Annotated in this window: 14 protein-coding genes, 1 tRNA gene and 1 pseudogene; 11 read left to right on the forward strand and 5 right to left on the reverse strand. The window is 68.0% G+C overall.

Annotated elements, in window-relative coordinates:
• Positions 1-44: 44 nt before the first annotated feature.
• Together G4G29_RS23985 and G4G29_RS09825 are read right to left on the reverse strand one after the other, a co-directional pair.
• Positions 45-665, reverse strand: a complete 621-nt coding sequence (locus tag G4G29_RS23985; protein WP_345941177.1) for a histidine phosphatase family protein — start codon at positions 663-665, stop codon at positions 45-47.
• The gene (locus tag G4G29_RS09825; protein ID WP_183152673.1) at positions 662-1,501 is read right to left on the reverse strand and encodes a Sir2 family NAD-dependent protein deacetylase; all 840 of its coding nucleotides are present in this window, start codon (positions 1,499-1,501) and stop codon (positions 662-664) included. The genes G4G29_RS23985 and G4G29_RS09825 overlap by 4 nt, the downstream gene beginning before the upstream one ends.
• A 100-nt stretch (positions 1,502-1,601) precedes the next feature.
• Here G4G29_RS09825 and G4G29_RS09830 point away from each other — a divergent pair, with 100 nt between their 5' ends.
• Positions 1,602-2,402, forward strand: a complete 801-nt coding sequence (locus tag G4G29_RS09830; RefSeq protein WP_244632566.1) for an RNA methyltransferase — start codon at positions 1,602-1,604, stop codon at positions 2,400-2,402.
• Between the two features lie 5 nt (positions 2,403-2,407).
• Here G4G29_RS09830 and G4G29_RS09835 read toward each other — a convergent pair whose 3' ends face one another.
• Complete coding sequence (locus G4G29_RS09835; protein WP_183152675.1) at positions 2,408-3,235, reverse strand: SGNH/GDSL hydrolase family protein; 828 nt, start codon at positions 3,233-3,235, stop codon at positions 2,408-2,410.
• Between the two features lie 146 nt (positions 3,236-3,381).
• On the opposite strand from G4G29_RS09835, the gene G4G29_RS09840 reads away from it, so the two are divergent.
• Complete coding sequence (locus G4G29_RS09840) at positions 3,382-5,124, forward strand: DEAD/DEAH box helicase (protein ID WP_183152676.1); 1,743 nt, start codon at positions 3,382-3,384, stop codon at positions 5,122-5,124.
• Between the two features lie 156 nt (positions 5,125-5,280).
• A pseudogene (locus G4G29_RS09845) lies at positions 5,281-6,372 on the forward strand (VIT1/CCC1 family protein).
• 93 nt (positions 6,373-6,465) lie between these two features.
• Here G4G29_RS09845 and G4G29_RS09850 read toward each other — a convergent pair.
• A tRNA-Leu gene (locus tag G4G29_RS09850) sits at positions 6,466-6,548 on the reverse strand.
• Between the two features lie 112 nt (positions 6,549-6,660).
• On the opposite strand from G4G29_RS09850, the gene G4G29_RS09855 reads away from it, so the two are divergent.
• Positions 6,661-7,956, forward strand: a complete 1,296-nt coding sequence (locus G4G29_RS09855; RefSeq protein ID WP_183152677.1) for a M20/M25/M40 family metallo-hydrolase — start codon at positions 6,661-6,663, stop codon at positions 7,954-7,956.
• Between the two features lie 41 nt (positions 7,957-7,997).
• Positions 7,998-8,822, forward strand: coding sequence for an undecaprenyl-diphosphate phosphatase (locus tag G4G29_RS09860; RefSeq protein ID WP_183152678.1), 825 nt, complete (start codon positions 7,998-8,000; stop codon positions 8,820-8,822).
• 7 nt (positions 8,823-8,829) lie between these two features.
• On the opposite strand, the gene G4G29_RS09865 is transcribed toward G4G29_RS09860, so the two are convergent.
• A complete protein-coding gene (locus tag G4G29_RS09865) occupies positions 8,830-9,678 on the reverse strand; it encodes a PAC2 family protein (protein ID WP_183152679.1) in 849 nt (282 codons plus the stop codon).
• A 90-nt stretch (positions 9,679-9,768) separates the two neighbouring features.
• Between G4G29_RS09865 and G4G29_RS09870 the strand changes: the two genes are divergently transcribed.
• From G4G29_RS09870 to tatA, 6 genes are read left to right on the forward strand one after another with little or no spacing between them, the layout of a single operon-like run.
• Complete coding sequence (locus G4G29_RS09870) at positions 9,769-10,452, forward strand: HAD family phosphatase (RefSeq protein WP_258567207.1); 684 nt, start codon at positions 9,769-9,771, stop codon at positions 10,450-10,452.
• Complete coding sequence (locus G4G29_RS09875) at positions 10,449-11,528, forward strand: tRNA (adenine-N1)-methyltransferase (protein WP_183152680.1); 1,080 nt, start codon at positions 10,449-10,451, stop codon at positions 11,526-11,528. The genes G4G29_RS09870 and G4G29_RS09875 overlap by 4 nt, the downstream gene beginning before the upstream one ends.
• A complete protein-coding gene (locus G4G29_RS09880) occupies positions 11,474-12,403 on the forward strand; it encodes a hypothetical protein (protein ID WP_183152681.1) in 930 nt (309 codons plus the stop codon). The genes G4G29_RS09875 and G4G29_RS09880 overlap by 55 nt, the downstream gene beginning before the upstream one ends.
• Positions 12,403-13,395 carry a WYL domain-containing protein gene (locus G4G29_RS09885; RefSeq protein WP_183152682.1) on the forward strand — a complete coding sequence of 331 codons (993 nt, stop codon included), beginning with the start codon at positions 12,403-12,405 and terminating at the stop codon, positions 13,393-13,395. The genes G4G29_RS09880 and G4G29_RS09885 overlap by 1 nt, the downstream gene beginning before the upstream one ends.
• Positions 13,392-14,375 carry a WYL domain-containing protein gene (locus G4G29_RS09890; RefSeq protein ID WP_183152683.1) on the forward strand — a complete coding sequence of 328 codons (984 nt, stop codon included), beginning with the start codon at positions 13,392-13,394 and terminating at the stop codon, positions 14,373-14,375. Before G4G29_RS09885 ends, G4G29_RS09890 begins: the two co-directional genes overlap by 4 nt.
• 44 nt (positions 14,376-14,419) lie before the next feature.
• A complete protein-coding gene (tatA, locus tag G4G29_RS09895; RefSeq protein ID WP_183152684.1) occupies positions 14,420-14,656 on the forward strand; it encodes a twin-arginine translocase TatA/TatE family subunit in 237 nt (78 codons plus the stop codon).
• The last annotated feature ends 4 nt before the right edge of the window (positions 14,657-14,660 follow it).

Consider the following 14,660-nt stretch of genomic DNA (forward strand, 5'->3'; position numbering starts at 1 on the left):
TCGACGATATGCCGTCGTGGCTCGATTCTCGGCAGGGTTCGCCGTCAGCAGAGCGGGCTGGTGCGCCGGCCGGAGGTGTCAGCCGACGGGTGACTCCTCGAGCAGCCGCAGATAGCCCGGGGTCGCCACGAAGCGATGAACCGATCCGTTGCGCAGCACGTCGCCCTCTCGAGGGAGCGTGCCCCCGGAGACATGGTCGATGACTGCGCGGATAACGCCTCCGTGCGCGACCACGAGGACGGATTCCGCTCGGGGGCCGACCGCCGACGTGCCTGCCGGGCGATCGCATGCAGCGCGGCGATCGCGCGCTCTCCGACCTGCTGCAGGGTCTCCGCGCCGGCGACCTCGGCGTGCCAGTCGCCGTACGCGCCGATGTAGTCCTCGACGAGCATGCCTTCACCTTCGCCGAACTCTCGTTCGCGGATGTCCGGGACCACACCGGCGACCTCGAGGCCCAACCGGTCGGCGATGATCTCCGCGGTCTCTCGCGCGCGCAGCAGCGGACTCGTGTACACGGCGTGATGGGTGCTCGTGGCGAGCTGCTCCGCAGCCCGTGCAGCGTCTTCGCGACCGGTCGCGTTCAGCGGGATGTCGGTGGACCCCTGGATGCGGCGAGCGAGGTTCCAGTCGGTCTGACCGTGGCGGACGAGAGTGAGATGTGTCACGTGAGCAGTTCCTGAAGGGCGGGGAGCACATGGCTGGTGCCTGCGGCGATGGTGACATCCGCCCAGGCATCCGCGCGCGTCGGCTCGTGGTTGACGATGATCAGTGGGATGTTGCGGCGACGTGCGCGCTCGACCAGACGCACGCCGGAGTTCACCACGAGCGATGAGCCCGCGACGATGAGCGCCGAGCTGGAGCGGAGCAGTGACTCGGCCGCACGGAACCGATCCTGAGGGACGTATTCGCCGAAGAAGACGACGTCGGGCTTCAGCATCCCGCCGCACACGGTGCACACGGGGACCACGAAGCCATCCGTGGTCTCGGGGAGGACATCGCCGTCCGGAGCGAGGGCCACGTTCTCGGGAACGGTGATCCAGGGATTGAGCTCCTCGATCTGCACCGCCACATCACGGCGGTCGAAGACCTGTCCGCACTGGAGACACAGCACCCGACGCATCGTGCCGTGCACCTCGATCACGTGAGAGCTGCCGGCGCGGAGATGCAAGCCGTCGACGTTCTGGGTGATGACTCCCGATACTCGTCCCGTCGCTTCGAGCTCGGCGAGGGCGATGTGACCGGCGTTCGGAGCCGCCTGAGCGAATGCCCGCCACCCGAGATGTCCACCGACCCAGTAGCGTCTGCGAGCCGCCTCGTCGCCCAGGTATGTCTGGATGGTCATCGGATCGCTGCGCGTGCGTGCACCTGCTCCGCGATAGGCGGGAATGCCGGAGTCCGTCGAGATCCCGGCGCCGGTCAGCAGGGCGATGCGCTTCTCTCGCAGCAGCTCGGCGGCATGGGCGATGGTGCCCGACAGCTCAGCAGTGTTCGACACGCTCACAGGACCTCCTCGAGCGAGTCTACGGCGTGGCGGCGAGGCCGGCCTTCATCGCCGTCATGCGCGGTCGCGGCACCGTCGAGCCGGTGGCAGAGTGGATGCCGTGCACCTGCAGACTGTGACCGATGCCGCGGACCGACGCCTCGACGACTATCGCGGACTCACCGACGTCGCGCTGCGATCGCTCGGAGACCCTGGACGCGGACTCTACATCGCCGAGTCGACCAAGGTCATCGCCCGCGCTGTCGCGGCAGGCCATCTGCCGCGCTCGGTTCTGGTTCAGGAGCGTCGCGTGGACGAGATCGGCGCCATCGTCGGTGAGCTCGACGTGCCCGTGTACGTCGTCCCCGACGAGGTGGCGGAGGCGGTGACGGGCTTCGCGGTTCACCGCGGGACGATTGCATCGATGCATCGGCCGGAGCTCCCGAGCGTGCGCGACGTCATCGAGGGAGCATCGGTCGTCCTGATCCTCGAGAACATCGGCGACCACACGAACGTCGGAGCGGCGTTCCGTGCGGCGGCGGGACTCGGTGCGGATGCCGTCCTGGTCGCGCCTCGGGGAGCGGATCCGCTGTATCGACGGAGCGTTCGCGTGAGCATGGGAACCGTCTTCCAGGTGCCGTGGACCCGCATCGTCGACTGGGAGGCCGCGATCGCTGACCTGCACGATGCCGGGTTCGACATCGCCGCACTCGCGTTGAGCGATGACGCCGTGACGCTCGACGCCTACGTCGCCGACCGTCCGGATCGCGTCGCGCTCGTCATGGGCTCAGAGGGTGACGGCCTCTCCCGCACGGCCATCGACAGCGCGGACACGGTCGTCACCATCCCGATGTTCGGTGGCGTCGATTCGTTGAACGTCGCGTCAGCCGCGGCCGTCGCGCTCTGGGCTGTGCGGCGCTGACGCTCTCAGTCCCTGCCCGGCAGGATGATCGGCGAGGGGTCTGGGCGCTTCGCCATCACGTTGTCACCAGACGACTGGTGGCGCAGTCGGCGCAGAACCCACGGCACCAGGTGCTCGCGCGCCCAGCCGAGGTCCTCCGACCGTGCTTCTCTCCAGGTGCGCAGGGGGAGCGGTTCCGGCTGCATCGCTTCGAGGTCGTTCGGAACGTTCAAGGCACGGAGCACCATCCGGGCGACTTCATGGTGACCGAGCGCGTTGTAATGGAGTCGGTCGTCGTCGAAGAACCTCATGTCCTGCACGACCTTGAGCGCCCACTGGTCCGCGACGATGCAGTCGTGGCGCTCTGCGATGGCGCGGACGTTCTCGTTGTAGATGGCGACCTTGCCTCGGAATGCACGGAACACGGGTGTGAAACCGGTGTCGATTCCGGTGAAGAGCAGAACGGCGGCCCCTGTCGATGACAGCCGCGCCACGGCGTCTTCGAGTTGGCTCGCGATCGCATCGGGGTCGGTCCCCGGTCGGATCACGTCGTTTCCACCCGCGCAGATCGACACGAGGTCCGGTCGCAGGGCGACGGCAGGCTCGATCTGGTCTGCGACGATCTGCGCGATCAGCTTGCCCCTGACGGCGAGGTTGGCGTAGGCGAAATCGTCGACCTGAGAGGCGAGGACTTCCGCAACACGATCGGCCCAGCCCCTGTGGTTCCCCGGGTTGGCGGGATCGGGGTCGCCGATGCCCTCGGTGAACGAGTCGCCGACCGCGACGAATCGGCGCCACGGGTGTGCGCTCTCGTTCGGTACGTACGGGGTCCGAGTCGAATCCTGGTCGGTCATCCAGCTCTCCTTCGCGAACGTGCGCGCACGGCGGTGGCCGCGACGCAGTGACAGAGCCTACCCGCAGCGGCGCACACGAGGGAGGGGCGCGCGGGGGAGTCGTGGCGGGTGAGCCGGTGTCGCCGGCACCGATTATCGTTGACTCGATGCTCTCTCCGTCCTTTCCTCAACGTGCCCCCTGGGGAACCGCGAGCAAGTTGCGTGCCTGGCAGCAGGAGGCGCTGGAACAGTACTTCCGCGACGATCAGCGGGACTTCCTCGTCGCCGCGACGCCCGGTGCAGGCAAGACGACGTTCGCGCTGACCCTCGCCGTCGAGCTGATGCGCATCGGCGAGGTCAATCGCATCATCGTGGTGGCGCCGACCGAACACCTCAAGACCCAGTGGGCCGACGCCGCTGCGCGAGTGCACATCCGCCTCGATCCTCGTTTCCGCAACAGCGATTGGGCTCCGGCACGGCACTATCACGGAGCAGTCGTCACCTACGCGCAGGTCGCGGCGAAGTCCTCGGTGCACCGGCATCTCACCGAGGATGCGCAGACCCTCGTGATCCTCGACGAGGTGCACCACGGCGGAGACGCGCTGAGCTGGGGCGACGCCATCCGCGACGCCTATGGGCCCGCGAAGCGGCGTCTGCTGTTGTCGGGCACCCCGTTCCGCAGTGACACCGCGCCGATCCCGTTCGTCGAGTACCACCCCGACGAGTCGGGTGCGCGCATCTCGCGCACCGACTACAACTACGGATACGGGCGGGCACTGGCCGACGGCGTCGTGCGTCCCGTGCTGTTCCACATGTACGCAGGCAAGATGCGCTGGCGCACGACGACGGGTGATGAGCTCGAGACTCATCTGGGTCAAGACAACACCAAGGACGTCACGTCTCAGGCGTGGCGGACGGCACTCGATCCCGAGGGCGACTGGATGCCCGCCGTGCTGTCGGCGGCCGATCGTCGCCTGACCGAGATCCGTCACCACGTCCCGGACGCCGGCGGCCTCGTGCTCGCCACCGATCAGACGGTCGCTCGCGCCTATGCCAAGATCCTCCACAGCATCACTCGCCAGCAGCCGACGGTCGTGTTGTCCGACGACGCGACGGCCTCGGAGCGCATCGAGAAGTTCAGCGCGAGCGATGCCCGGTGGATGGTGGCCGTCCGCATGGTGTCAGAGGGCGTCGACGTGCCACGGCTCGCTGTCGGGGTGTACGCCACATCGTCGTCCACCCCTCTGTTCTTCGCGCAGGCCATCGGCCGATTCGTGCGGGCACGACGGCGCGGAGAAGCAGCCAGTGTGTTCCTGCCGCAGGTGCCGGTTCTCATGGGTCTCGCGAACGAGATGGACAAGCAGCGCGACCACGCTCTCGACCGGCAGTCGAAGGAAGACGACGGGCTCGACGACTCGTTGCTGGAGAGCGCGAACCGCGAGGAGGAGACCTCCGACGCGCTGACGCAGGAGTTCAGTTATCAGGCGCTCTCGTCCGTCGCGCATTTCGATCGCGTCGTGTTCGAAGGTCAGGAGTTCGGACAGCTGGCGGAGCCGGGCACCCCCGAGGAGGAGGAGTTCATCGGCTTCCCCGGCCTGCTCGAGCCCGAGCACGTGCACGAGCTTCTCATGCAACGTCAGAGTCGCCAATCCCGCCTGCGCGAGGCGAGGGAGGCTTCGGCGGGACCGACGGAGTCGACCACCTTGCCGCCGCCGCTGCACCGCACGCTCAAGGAGCAGCGCCAGCTGTTGAACAGCCTCGTGGGGCTCTATGCACGACAGCGCGGCGAGCCCCACGGAGCGGTGCACGCCGAGCTGCGACGCATCTGTGGAGGACCCGCGGTGGCTCAGGCGACCGTGACGCAGTTGCAGTCGCGCATCGAGGTCCTGCGCAAGCGCGTCCGCTCCTGAGCGCGGGAACCTACGCCGCACGGGCGCCTTTTCGATGTCCCGCTTCGGATTCCCGAAATGCTGTCAATCCGCGTCGGAGCAGGGCTCACGTCGTCGTCCGCGGATAGCGTGGAACGGTTGCCCGCGCATCGGGCACCATCATCTCCGGGAGGACCCATGACAGCGCCCGCTGCCGCCCCCACGCCCGCCGATCGCCGCCGCTGGGCCCGCTACCTTGTCGAGGAGCGCGCCGAGGGTGCGGTGTACCAGAACCTCGCCATGCGCCGAGAGGGAGAGGAACGCCAGATCCTGCTCAGCCTCGCCGATGCCGAGCGCCGACACGAGCAGCACTGGCTCGACCTCCTCGGCACGGAACCCGCACGGCTTCCCGGGCGGGGATCCGCTCGCGCATGCTGGCGTGGATGGCGGGTCGGTTCGGTTCGATCTTCGTTCTCGCGCTCGCCCAGAGCGCAGAGGCGCGCTCCCCATACGACGCGGAACAGTACGCGACGCCGGCGATGCGGGCTGACGAGAAGGTCCACCACGAGGTCGTGCGCGGCCTCGCCGCGCGGGGACGGAGACGGCTCTCCGGATCATTCCGCGCGGCGGTGTTCGGCGCCAATGACGGGCTCGTCAGCAACCTCGCGCTGGTCCTCGGGATCGGTGCCACCGGGGTCAGTTCCGGGTTCGTCCTGTTCAGCGGCATCGCAGGACTCCTCGCGGGTGCGCTCTCCATGGGGCCGGCGAGTTCGTCTCGGTGCGGTCCCAACGGGAGCTGCTCGCCGCAACCGAGGCGAATGAGGATGCGGCGGCCGCGGCCGGGGATCTCGACATCGATGAGAACGAACTCGCGCTCGTCTACCGAGCGCGCGGGATGGCGCAGGAGGAGTCCCTTGCCCGCGCTCGGCGGATCGTGACCGCGGCCCGCGCCGGGGTCCGGCGCGCAGCGACGGGGCCCGTCGACATCCAGGGCGGCGACGACCATGAGATCGTCGGCAGCGACTGGACGGCGGCGATCTCGAGCTTCCTGCTGTTCGCGTCCGGGGCGATCATCCCCGTTCTGCCCTGGATCTTCGGCCTTCAGGGGCGACGGCGATCATCGTCGCGCTCGTGCTCGTCGGCGTCGCCCTCCTGAGCACGGGCGCGATGGTGGGCGTCCTCTCGGGCGGTCCGCCACTGCGCCGTGCTCTCCGGCAACTCGCGATCGGATTCGGCGCCGCCGCCATCACCTACGCCCTCGGGTTGCTCTTCGGCGTCGGCGCAGTGTGATGCCGTCGGGGTCGGTCCTCGCGGAGGACCGACCCCGACGGACACGACAGAGAAGGCCCCGGATCCTCAGATCCGGGGCCTTCTCATTACCTGTGCGCGGAGGGGGACTTGAACCCCCACGCCCTTACGGGCACTACGACCTCAACGTAGCGCGTCTACCATTCCGCCACCCGCGCAGGTGTTGGATGATCGTTGCCGACCGAAGAATGACATTACCACGTCCTCAGCAGCCTCTCGAACCGAGCCATACGCCCGGGCGTGGCGTCCGGTTTCGATAGCCTGGGGCACATGATCGATCCCCTGCTGCCGGAGGTCGCGCGCATCGCGAGCGACCTCATCCGATTCGACACCTCCAACTTCGGCGGCGGGAACGCCAAGGGGGAGCGCGAGGCGGCGGAGTACGTCGGTGCCTACCTGGAAGGACTCGGTCTCGTGGTCGAGTACTTCGAGCCGATCCCGCGCCGCACCAACGTGATGGCACGCGTGACCGGCCGTGATCGTGACAAGCCGGCGCTCGTCGTGCATGGACACCTCGACGTCGTGCCCGCCATGGCGGAGGATTGGAGCGTCGATCCATTCGCCGGCACCGTGGCCGATGGGATGCTCTGGGGGCGTGGCGCCGTCGACATGAAGAACATGAACGCGATGATCCTCACTGCCGTGGCGGAGATCCTCCGCGCGGGGGAGCAGCCGGAGAGAGACCTGATCCTGGCGTTCTTCGCCGATGAGGAGAACGGCGGTGTCGAGGGATCGGCGCTCGTCGTCCAGCAGCGTCCGGAGTGGTTCGCCGGCGCCACAGCCGCGATCAGCGAGGTCGGCGGATACTCGATCACGGTCGACGACAGACGCGCGTACCTGCTCCAGGTGGGAGAGAAGGCGCTGATCTGGATCCGACTGGTCGCGCGGGGGCGCGCCGGACATGGGAGCCGTCTGCACGAGGACAACGCGGTGACGCGACTGGCTGAGGCCGTCGCGGCGATCGGGCGGACCCGCTGGCCCCTCCGGCTCACGCCCACCACCGAGGCTCTCCTCGAGGGACTCCGCACGCTCAGCGGCCGCAGCACCGATGATCCTGACGCTCTCGCGTCCGCTGCCGGCCCCGCGGAGGCGTTCCTGCGCTCCTCGTTCCGCACCACGACGAACCCGACGGCTCTGACTGCGGGGTACAAGCACAACGTGATCCCGGAGCGCGCCGAGGCGCTCATCGACGTCCGGGTGATTCCCGGCACCGAAGACGAGGTGCTCGCGGAGCTGCAGAGCGTCGTCGGGCACGACATCGAGATCCAGACCGTGGTCCGCGACATCGGCATGGAGACGCCCTTCGAGGGCGAGCTCGTCGAGGCCATGGTCGCGAGCATCGGTCGCCACGACCCGGGTGTCCCCGTGATCCCGTACCTTCTCGGGGCGGGAACCGACAACAAGGCGCTGGCCGCGCTGGGGATCACCGGCTACGGGTTCGCGCCGCTGCGTCTCCCGGCCGACCTCGACTTCACAGGCATGTTCCACGGAGTCGATGAGCGAGTACCCGTAGAATCGCTTGTCTTCGGCCAGCGTGTGCTGGCCGATCTGCTGCGCACGTACTGAGCGCGACCGCTCCGCGCTGCCACGACACCGAAGGCCTCTCCATGCACCTGCTCGAAGCACTGATCCTGGGCATCGTCCAGGGACTCACCGAGTTCCTCCCGATCTCGTCCAGCGCGCATCTGCGCATCCTCGGCACCTTCCTCCCCTCGGGAGAAGACCCGGGAGCGGCCTTCACGGCGATCACGCAGATCGGCACCGAGGCCGCCGTTGTGGTGTTCTTCTGGCGCGACATCGTGCGCATCATCACGCAGTGGTTCCGTTCGCTGGTCGGAAAGACGCCGCGCACCGACCCGGATGCTCGGATGGGGTGGATGATCATCATCGGCAGCATCCCGATCGTCGTGCTCGGGCTGCTGTTCCAGGACCAGATCGAGACGGTGTTCCGCTCGATGTGGATCGTGGCGATCATGCTGATCGTGTTCGGCATCCTGCTCGGGGTCGCGGACTATGTCGGGGCGAAGCGTCGCAAGCTCGACGACCTGACGTACCCCCACGGCATCGCTTTCGGTTTCGCGCAGGCGCTCGCGCTGATCCCGGGTGTCTCCCGATCGGGCGGGACCATCACGATGGGGCTGTTCCTCGGCTACGAGCGCGCCGCTGCCGCCCGTTACGCTTTCCTGCTCGCGATCCCCGCTGTGTTCGGCAGCGGCTTCTATCAGGTGTTCAAGAGCTGGGACGAGCCGTCGTTCTTCTCATTCGGCGACACCCTCGCGGCGACGGGCATCGCCTTCGTCGTGGCGCTCGGGGTCATCGCGTTCTTCATGAACTGGATCTCGAAGCGGAGTTTCCTGCCGTTCGTGATCTACCGGATCCTGCTCGGCACGGTGCTGCTGGTTCTGCTCGGAACCGGAGTGATCGCAGCATGAGGTCTCCTCAGCGCTTGCGGTCGCCTGGACCGTCGTCGCGTCGGCGGAGATAACGCTCGAACGCCTGAGCGATGGCGTCGCCCGAGGCTTCGGGGGAGTCCCAGGTGTCGCGCGTCCGTTCCAGCTGACGGATGTACTCCGCCATGTCTTCGTCTTCCGACGCTGCGGCGTCGATCGAGGCCTCCCACGCCGCGGCCTCGGTGCGGAGGGCGTGGCGGTCGACGTCGACTCCGGTGAGTTCCTCGAGACGGTCGAGGAGCGCGAGCGTCACTTTCGGGGAGGGCGTCGCCGAGGCGACGTAATGCGGCACGCTCGCCCACAGACTCGCCGTGGGGATTCCCGCGTTCTCGGCGAAGTGCTCGAAGACGGTGAGGATCCCGACCGGTCCCTCGTAGAGCGAACGCTCAAGGCCGTGGGCTTCACGAACCTGCTCGTTCTGGCTGGACGCGAAGATCGAGATCGGGCGGGTGTGGGGGACATCGGAGAGCATGGCCCCGAGGGTGACGAACCCGGTGATGTCGTCGCGGAGCGCGACATCGATGAATTCAGAGGCGAACGCCTGCCAGGTGCGCGCAGGCTCGGCACCGGTCAGCAACCAGAACTCCGGCCCGGGCCCCGGATCGCGTGGGCGCCAGAGTCCGGCCTCCGGCCATTTCAGCTGACGTCGGCCTTCGGCATCCATACGGGTCGAGGGCCGCGTGTACTGGTAGTCGAAATACAGCTCGGGATCGACCGAGTGCACGAGGTCGTAGTCCGATGCGGCACGGAGTGCCTCGACGGCACCGCTGGCCGCTTCCCCTGCATCGTTCCAGCCGTCGAAGGCGGCGATGACGATGCGCGGACCGAGAACATCCATCGAGGGCTCCCTTCGAGATCGCGGACGTGATCCTTCCAGGCTAGTCCGCGACGGCGGGATGCGGGCGGTGCCCCGGCTAGCATGGGTTCAGTGAGCAGAAAGCCCAGCGCAGTCCTGTGGGACATGGACGGAACCCTCGTCGACACCGAGCCGTATTGGATGGCCGCCGAAACGGCGCTCGTCGAGTCTTTCGGCGGAACCTGGAGTCACGAGGATGCGCTGCAGCTCGTGGGCAGCGGTCTGCTCGACAGTGCCGTCATCCTGCAGAAGGCGGGCGTCACGATGGACGCCGTGGCGATCGTGTCGCATCTGACGGATGCCGTGCAGGACTCGCTGCGCACGCAGGGGGTGCCGTTCCGGCCGGGAGCACGAGAGCTGCTGCGCGATCTGCGCGACGCGGGCATACCGACAGGCCTCGTGACGATGTCCCTGCGCCGCATGGCGCTGAGCGTGGTCGACCTGATCGAGTTCGAGGCGTTCGACATCGTGGTGGCGGGTGACGACGTCGACAACCCCAAGCCCCACCCTGAGCCGTACCTCCAAGGTGCCGCGCTCCTCGACATCGACATCACGGAGGCGATCGTGATCGAGGACTCGCCGACCGGCGTCCGTGCCGGGCTGGCCTCCGGGGCGCTCACCCTCGCGGTGCCGCACATCCTGCCGCTGGACCACCTGGGAGCGCACGAGCTCTGGACCACCCTCGCCGGGAGAGGCGCTGAAGATCTCACCGATCTCTTCGACCGAGTGACCACCCCGACAGGAGCCGATCGATGAATGATTCCGCGCAGCGCCCGCGGGGCCCCTTCCGGGCGGGGGACCGTGTGCAGCTCACCGGTCCGAAGGGGAGACTGCACACCGTCACTCTGCGCGAGGACGGCGAACTCCACACGCACCAGGGGGTCCTTCGCCACCGCGACCTGATCGGACTCCCGGATGGTTCCGTCGTCGCCAACAGCTCGGGTCACGAGTACCTGGCACTACGTCCGCTGCTGCGGGACTTCGCGATGTCGATGCCCCGCGGCGCGGCGATCGTGTATCCGAAGGACGCGGCTCAGATCGTGATGCAGGCCGATATCTTCCCCGGAGCCGTCGTCGTCGAAGCCGGAGTCGGATCGGGTGCACTCTCGCTCGCGCTCCTGCGTGCCGTGGGGTCGGCGGGGTCGCTGATCTCGTTCGAGCGACGCGAGGAGTTCGCCGACGTCGCACGCGGCAACGTCGAGACCTTCTTCGGTGAGCAGCCGGACACATGGCGCGTGGTCGTCGGCGACCAGGTCGCCGCACTCCCGGAGGAGGTCGACGCCGGCTCGGTCGATCGCGTCGTGCTCGACATGCTCGCCCCGTGGGAGTGCATCGACGTCGTCGCGGAGGCGCTCACGCCGGGGGGCGTCGTCCTCTGCTACGTGGCGACCGCCACCCAGCTCTCCCGAGTCGCCGAGTACATCCGAGGCACCGGCCTCTTCACCGACCCCGACGCCTCGGAGACCATGGTCCGCGGCTGGCATGTGGAAGGACTCGCGGTACGACCCGACCACCGCATGGTCGCCCACACCGGCTTCCTGCTCACCGCGAGGCGGCTCGCACCTGGTGCGGTCGCGCCGTCGGTGAAACGCCGTGCCTCCAAGAGCAGCTATGGCGACGAGGACGTGGAGGCGTGGACTCCCGGGGCTGTCGGTGATCGCGAGATCAGCGACAAGAACCTGCGCAAGCGGGCGCGGGAGGCGGAGAGAGCCGCGGAGGGGGCGCCTGGCAGCCGCTGCGCGCGATTCCGGGCACACGACGGAATAGACTGGAGCGCGTGCGTAAAACGTCCGCCGTTCTGGCCTCTCTCAGCCTTGCCGTTGTCGCTCTGACCGGGTGCGCTGCCGCAGCGCCCGACAGCAGCGCGACCTGCGATCGCGGTGTCGGTTCGACCGAGATCCGCGATGCCGTCACGATCGACGGTGAAGTCGGGACCACCCCGGATGTCAGCGTCTTCAGCCCACTTCATCTGAAGAGATCGGCTTTCGCCGACGCCACGGTCGGCGATGGGCGGACGATCGTGGACGACAACCAGGCGATCGTCGCCGAGATCTCGATCTTCAGCGGGGAGACGGGCAAGCAGGTGTTCGCGACGTCGTACGACGAGTCCAAGGGTCAGGTCTCCACGGCCGGCTATTGGGCCACGCAGTCGCCGGGGCTCGCGACGGTCTTCGATTGCGCGACCGCGGGCTCCCGGATCGTCGCCGGCCTGACGCCGGACGACTTCGGCGCGAACAATCTCGAAGGTTTCGGACTGTCAGCGGACGACAACGTCGTGTTCGTGATCGACGTGGTGGATGTGTTCCTCTCGCGTGCGGAGGGTGCTCCCCAGTTCAATGATGCGAAGGGCATGCCCACCGTCGTGCGGGCCCCCGACGGCACGCCCGGCGTCATCATCCCCGACAGTGCCGCCCCGGAGGAGCAGGTCGTGCAGACGCTCATCAAGGGTGAGGGCGAAGAGGTCGCGACCGGGCAGGTCCCGCTGTTGAACGTCATGGCGGTCGGCTGGGACGACAAGAAGGTCGTGACGAGCACGTGGGGTCAGGGCCCGACGGGTGACCTGTCGTCCGCTCCGAGCGTCGCCGAGGCGATCATCGGCAAGACGGTCGGCTCTCAGATCCTGGTCGTGACGCCCGCAGGCGACTCCGGTCCCGCCGTCGCCTATGTTGTCGACATCTTGGGCGCGGTCACGGCGCCGACGCAGTGATGGCCACCCGGATCCCCGCGGAGGAGCGCCTGACGAATCTCGTCGTGGCGCTGATGGCCACGGAGATCGGGCTCACGAAGCAGCAGATCCTCGACAACGTCTCCGGGTACCGCCAGCGCGCGGACGCCGGAACGCGGTCCGACGCACTCGAGAAGATGTTTGAGCGCGACAAGGACGAGCTGCGGACTCTCGGGGTGCCGATCGAGACCATCGGGGATGCGGCCGATCCGAACGATCTGCGTGAAGCCCGTTATCGTATTCCTCAGGCGGAATACGATCTTCCGAGCGACATCGAATTCTCTCCGGCCGAGCTGGCAGTGCTGCGGCTCGCCGGCAGCGTCTGGAGCGCGGAGTCGGTCTCCGGGGACGCGCAATCCGGCGTCCGCAAGATCCGTGCTCTCGGCATCGACGGTGACGAACCGATCATCGGCTTCGCGCCCCGTATCACTGCTCGCGACGCCGCCTTCGCCCCGCTGCAGGACGCCATCGAACGATGCAGAGTGGTCACGTTCGAGTATCTGAAGCCGGGAGAGGACGCCCCTCGACGTCGGAGGATCCGCCCGCTGGCACTGCTCGACTACGAAGCGCGCTGGCACGTGTTCGGCGTGGACGTGGATGTCGACGAGGACCGCACCTTCCTGCTCAGTCGCATCGTCGGCGACGTCAAGGTGACCTCGACGCCCTTCGACTCCGCGCTCAGGGACGGGGCGGGGGAGAGGGCCCTCGCGGGTCTCGAGCGGGTCGCTGCCGAGAACTCCGCGCTGCTGGAGGTCACCCCGGGCACCGAGGCCGCGCTCCGCCTCGGCAGGCGGGCGACGTCGGCGGCGCAGGGGATCCGCGTCGCGTTCGTCGATCTGCACATCCTCGCCGACGAGCTCGCGTCCTACGGTCCCGAGGTCCGCGTCGTGGAACCCGAAGCTCTGCGTGAGGCCGTGATCGCCCGTCTGCGGGTCGTCGTCGACACCCACACCGATCGGGAGGGCACACGATGAACGCGAAGTCGAAGCCACTTCTCGCGGCGGATCGCGTGCGGCTCTACCTCACCCTCGTGCCGTATCTCCTCGAACACGGTCAGGTGTCGCTCGCCGAGGCTGCGGAGGAGTTCGGAGTCACCCCGCAGGAGATGCGGGGAATGGTCGAGAAGCTCACGGTCATCGGTCTCCCGGGCGAGGCGGGGTACTGGCAGCAGCCCCAGGAGATGTTCGACATCAACTGGGACCTCCTCGACCTCGAAGACGTGATCGAGATCACCAACGACGTCGCGCTCCGCCGCGTTCCCCGGTTCACGGCGCGAGAGGCCGCCGCCTTGCTCGCCGGTCTGCAGATGGTCGCCGCGGTGCCGGCGGTCTCGGACTCCGGCCTCGTCGCCGGGCTGATCTCGAAGCTGTCCCGTGGCGCAGCAGATGCCCCCGCCGATGTGGTCGTGGCGCCCAGCGCCGTCGATGAGGTCCGGGAGGCGGTCGCGCGAGGGCTGCATGAGGGCGTCGCGATCTCCTTCACCTACCAGGCGCCCGATGCCGCTCCGACGACCCGCACCGTCGATCCGATGCAGATCCTCATCACGAACGGCCAGTGGTATCTGCAGGGGTGGTGCCACATGCGGCAGGCCATGCGGACATTTCACCTCGACAGGGTCAGCGAACCCACGTTGACCGACATCCCCATCACGCACGGCGGTGATCAGGTGCCCGAGGCGTTCGCCGGTCTGAGCGATGAGCGCGAGGTCACGGTGCGCGTCGCCGAGCGTCTTGCTCCGCTGCTGAACGGCTTCGTTCCGACCGAGACGATCGAGGTCGTCGGCGGCGCCGTCACGACCAAGCTCCATCTTGCGGATCCGCGCGGCATCAAGCGGCTTGCCGGCCGTTTCGGCGGCGCGATGGAGGTCCTCGATCCGGGCATCGCCCGGTGCGCGACGAGGGAGTGGGCCGCTTCGGGACTCGCGCTCTATCACCGCCCCGATGCAGAGAATTGATCTGTAGACTGAACCGAACGCTCACCGACGACGGGAATCCTGACATGTTCGCTGGAATGCAAGGCTGGCACCTCCTCATCGTGCTCGCCGTGATCCTCCTTCTGTTCGGTGCCGCCAAGCTGCCGGCACTGGCGAAGAGCATGGGCCAGTCCGCCCGCGTCTTCAAGGGCGAGATGAAGGCGATGAAGGATGAGGACGCGTCTCGCGCCGACTCGACCGCCGTGGATCCCACGTCGGCCAAGGACTCGGGCGCAGACCCTGAGACTCCGCCTCGCGCCTGACCGG

The sequence above is a fragment of the Microbacterium sp. Se63.02b genome (assembly GCF_014171575.1).
GTDB lineage: Bacteria > Actinomycetota > Actinomycetes > Actinomycetales > Microbacteriaceae > Microbacterium.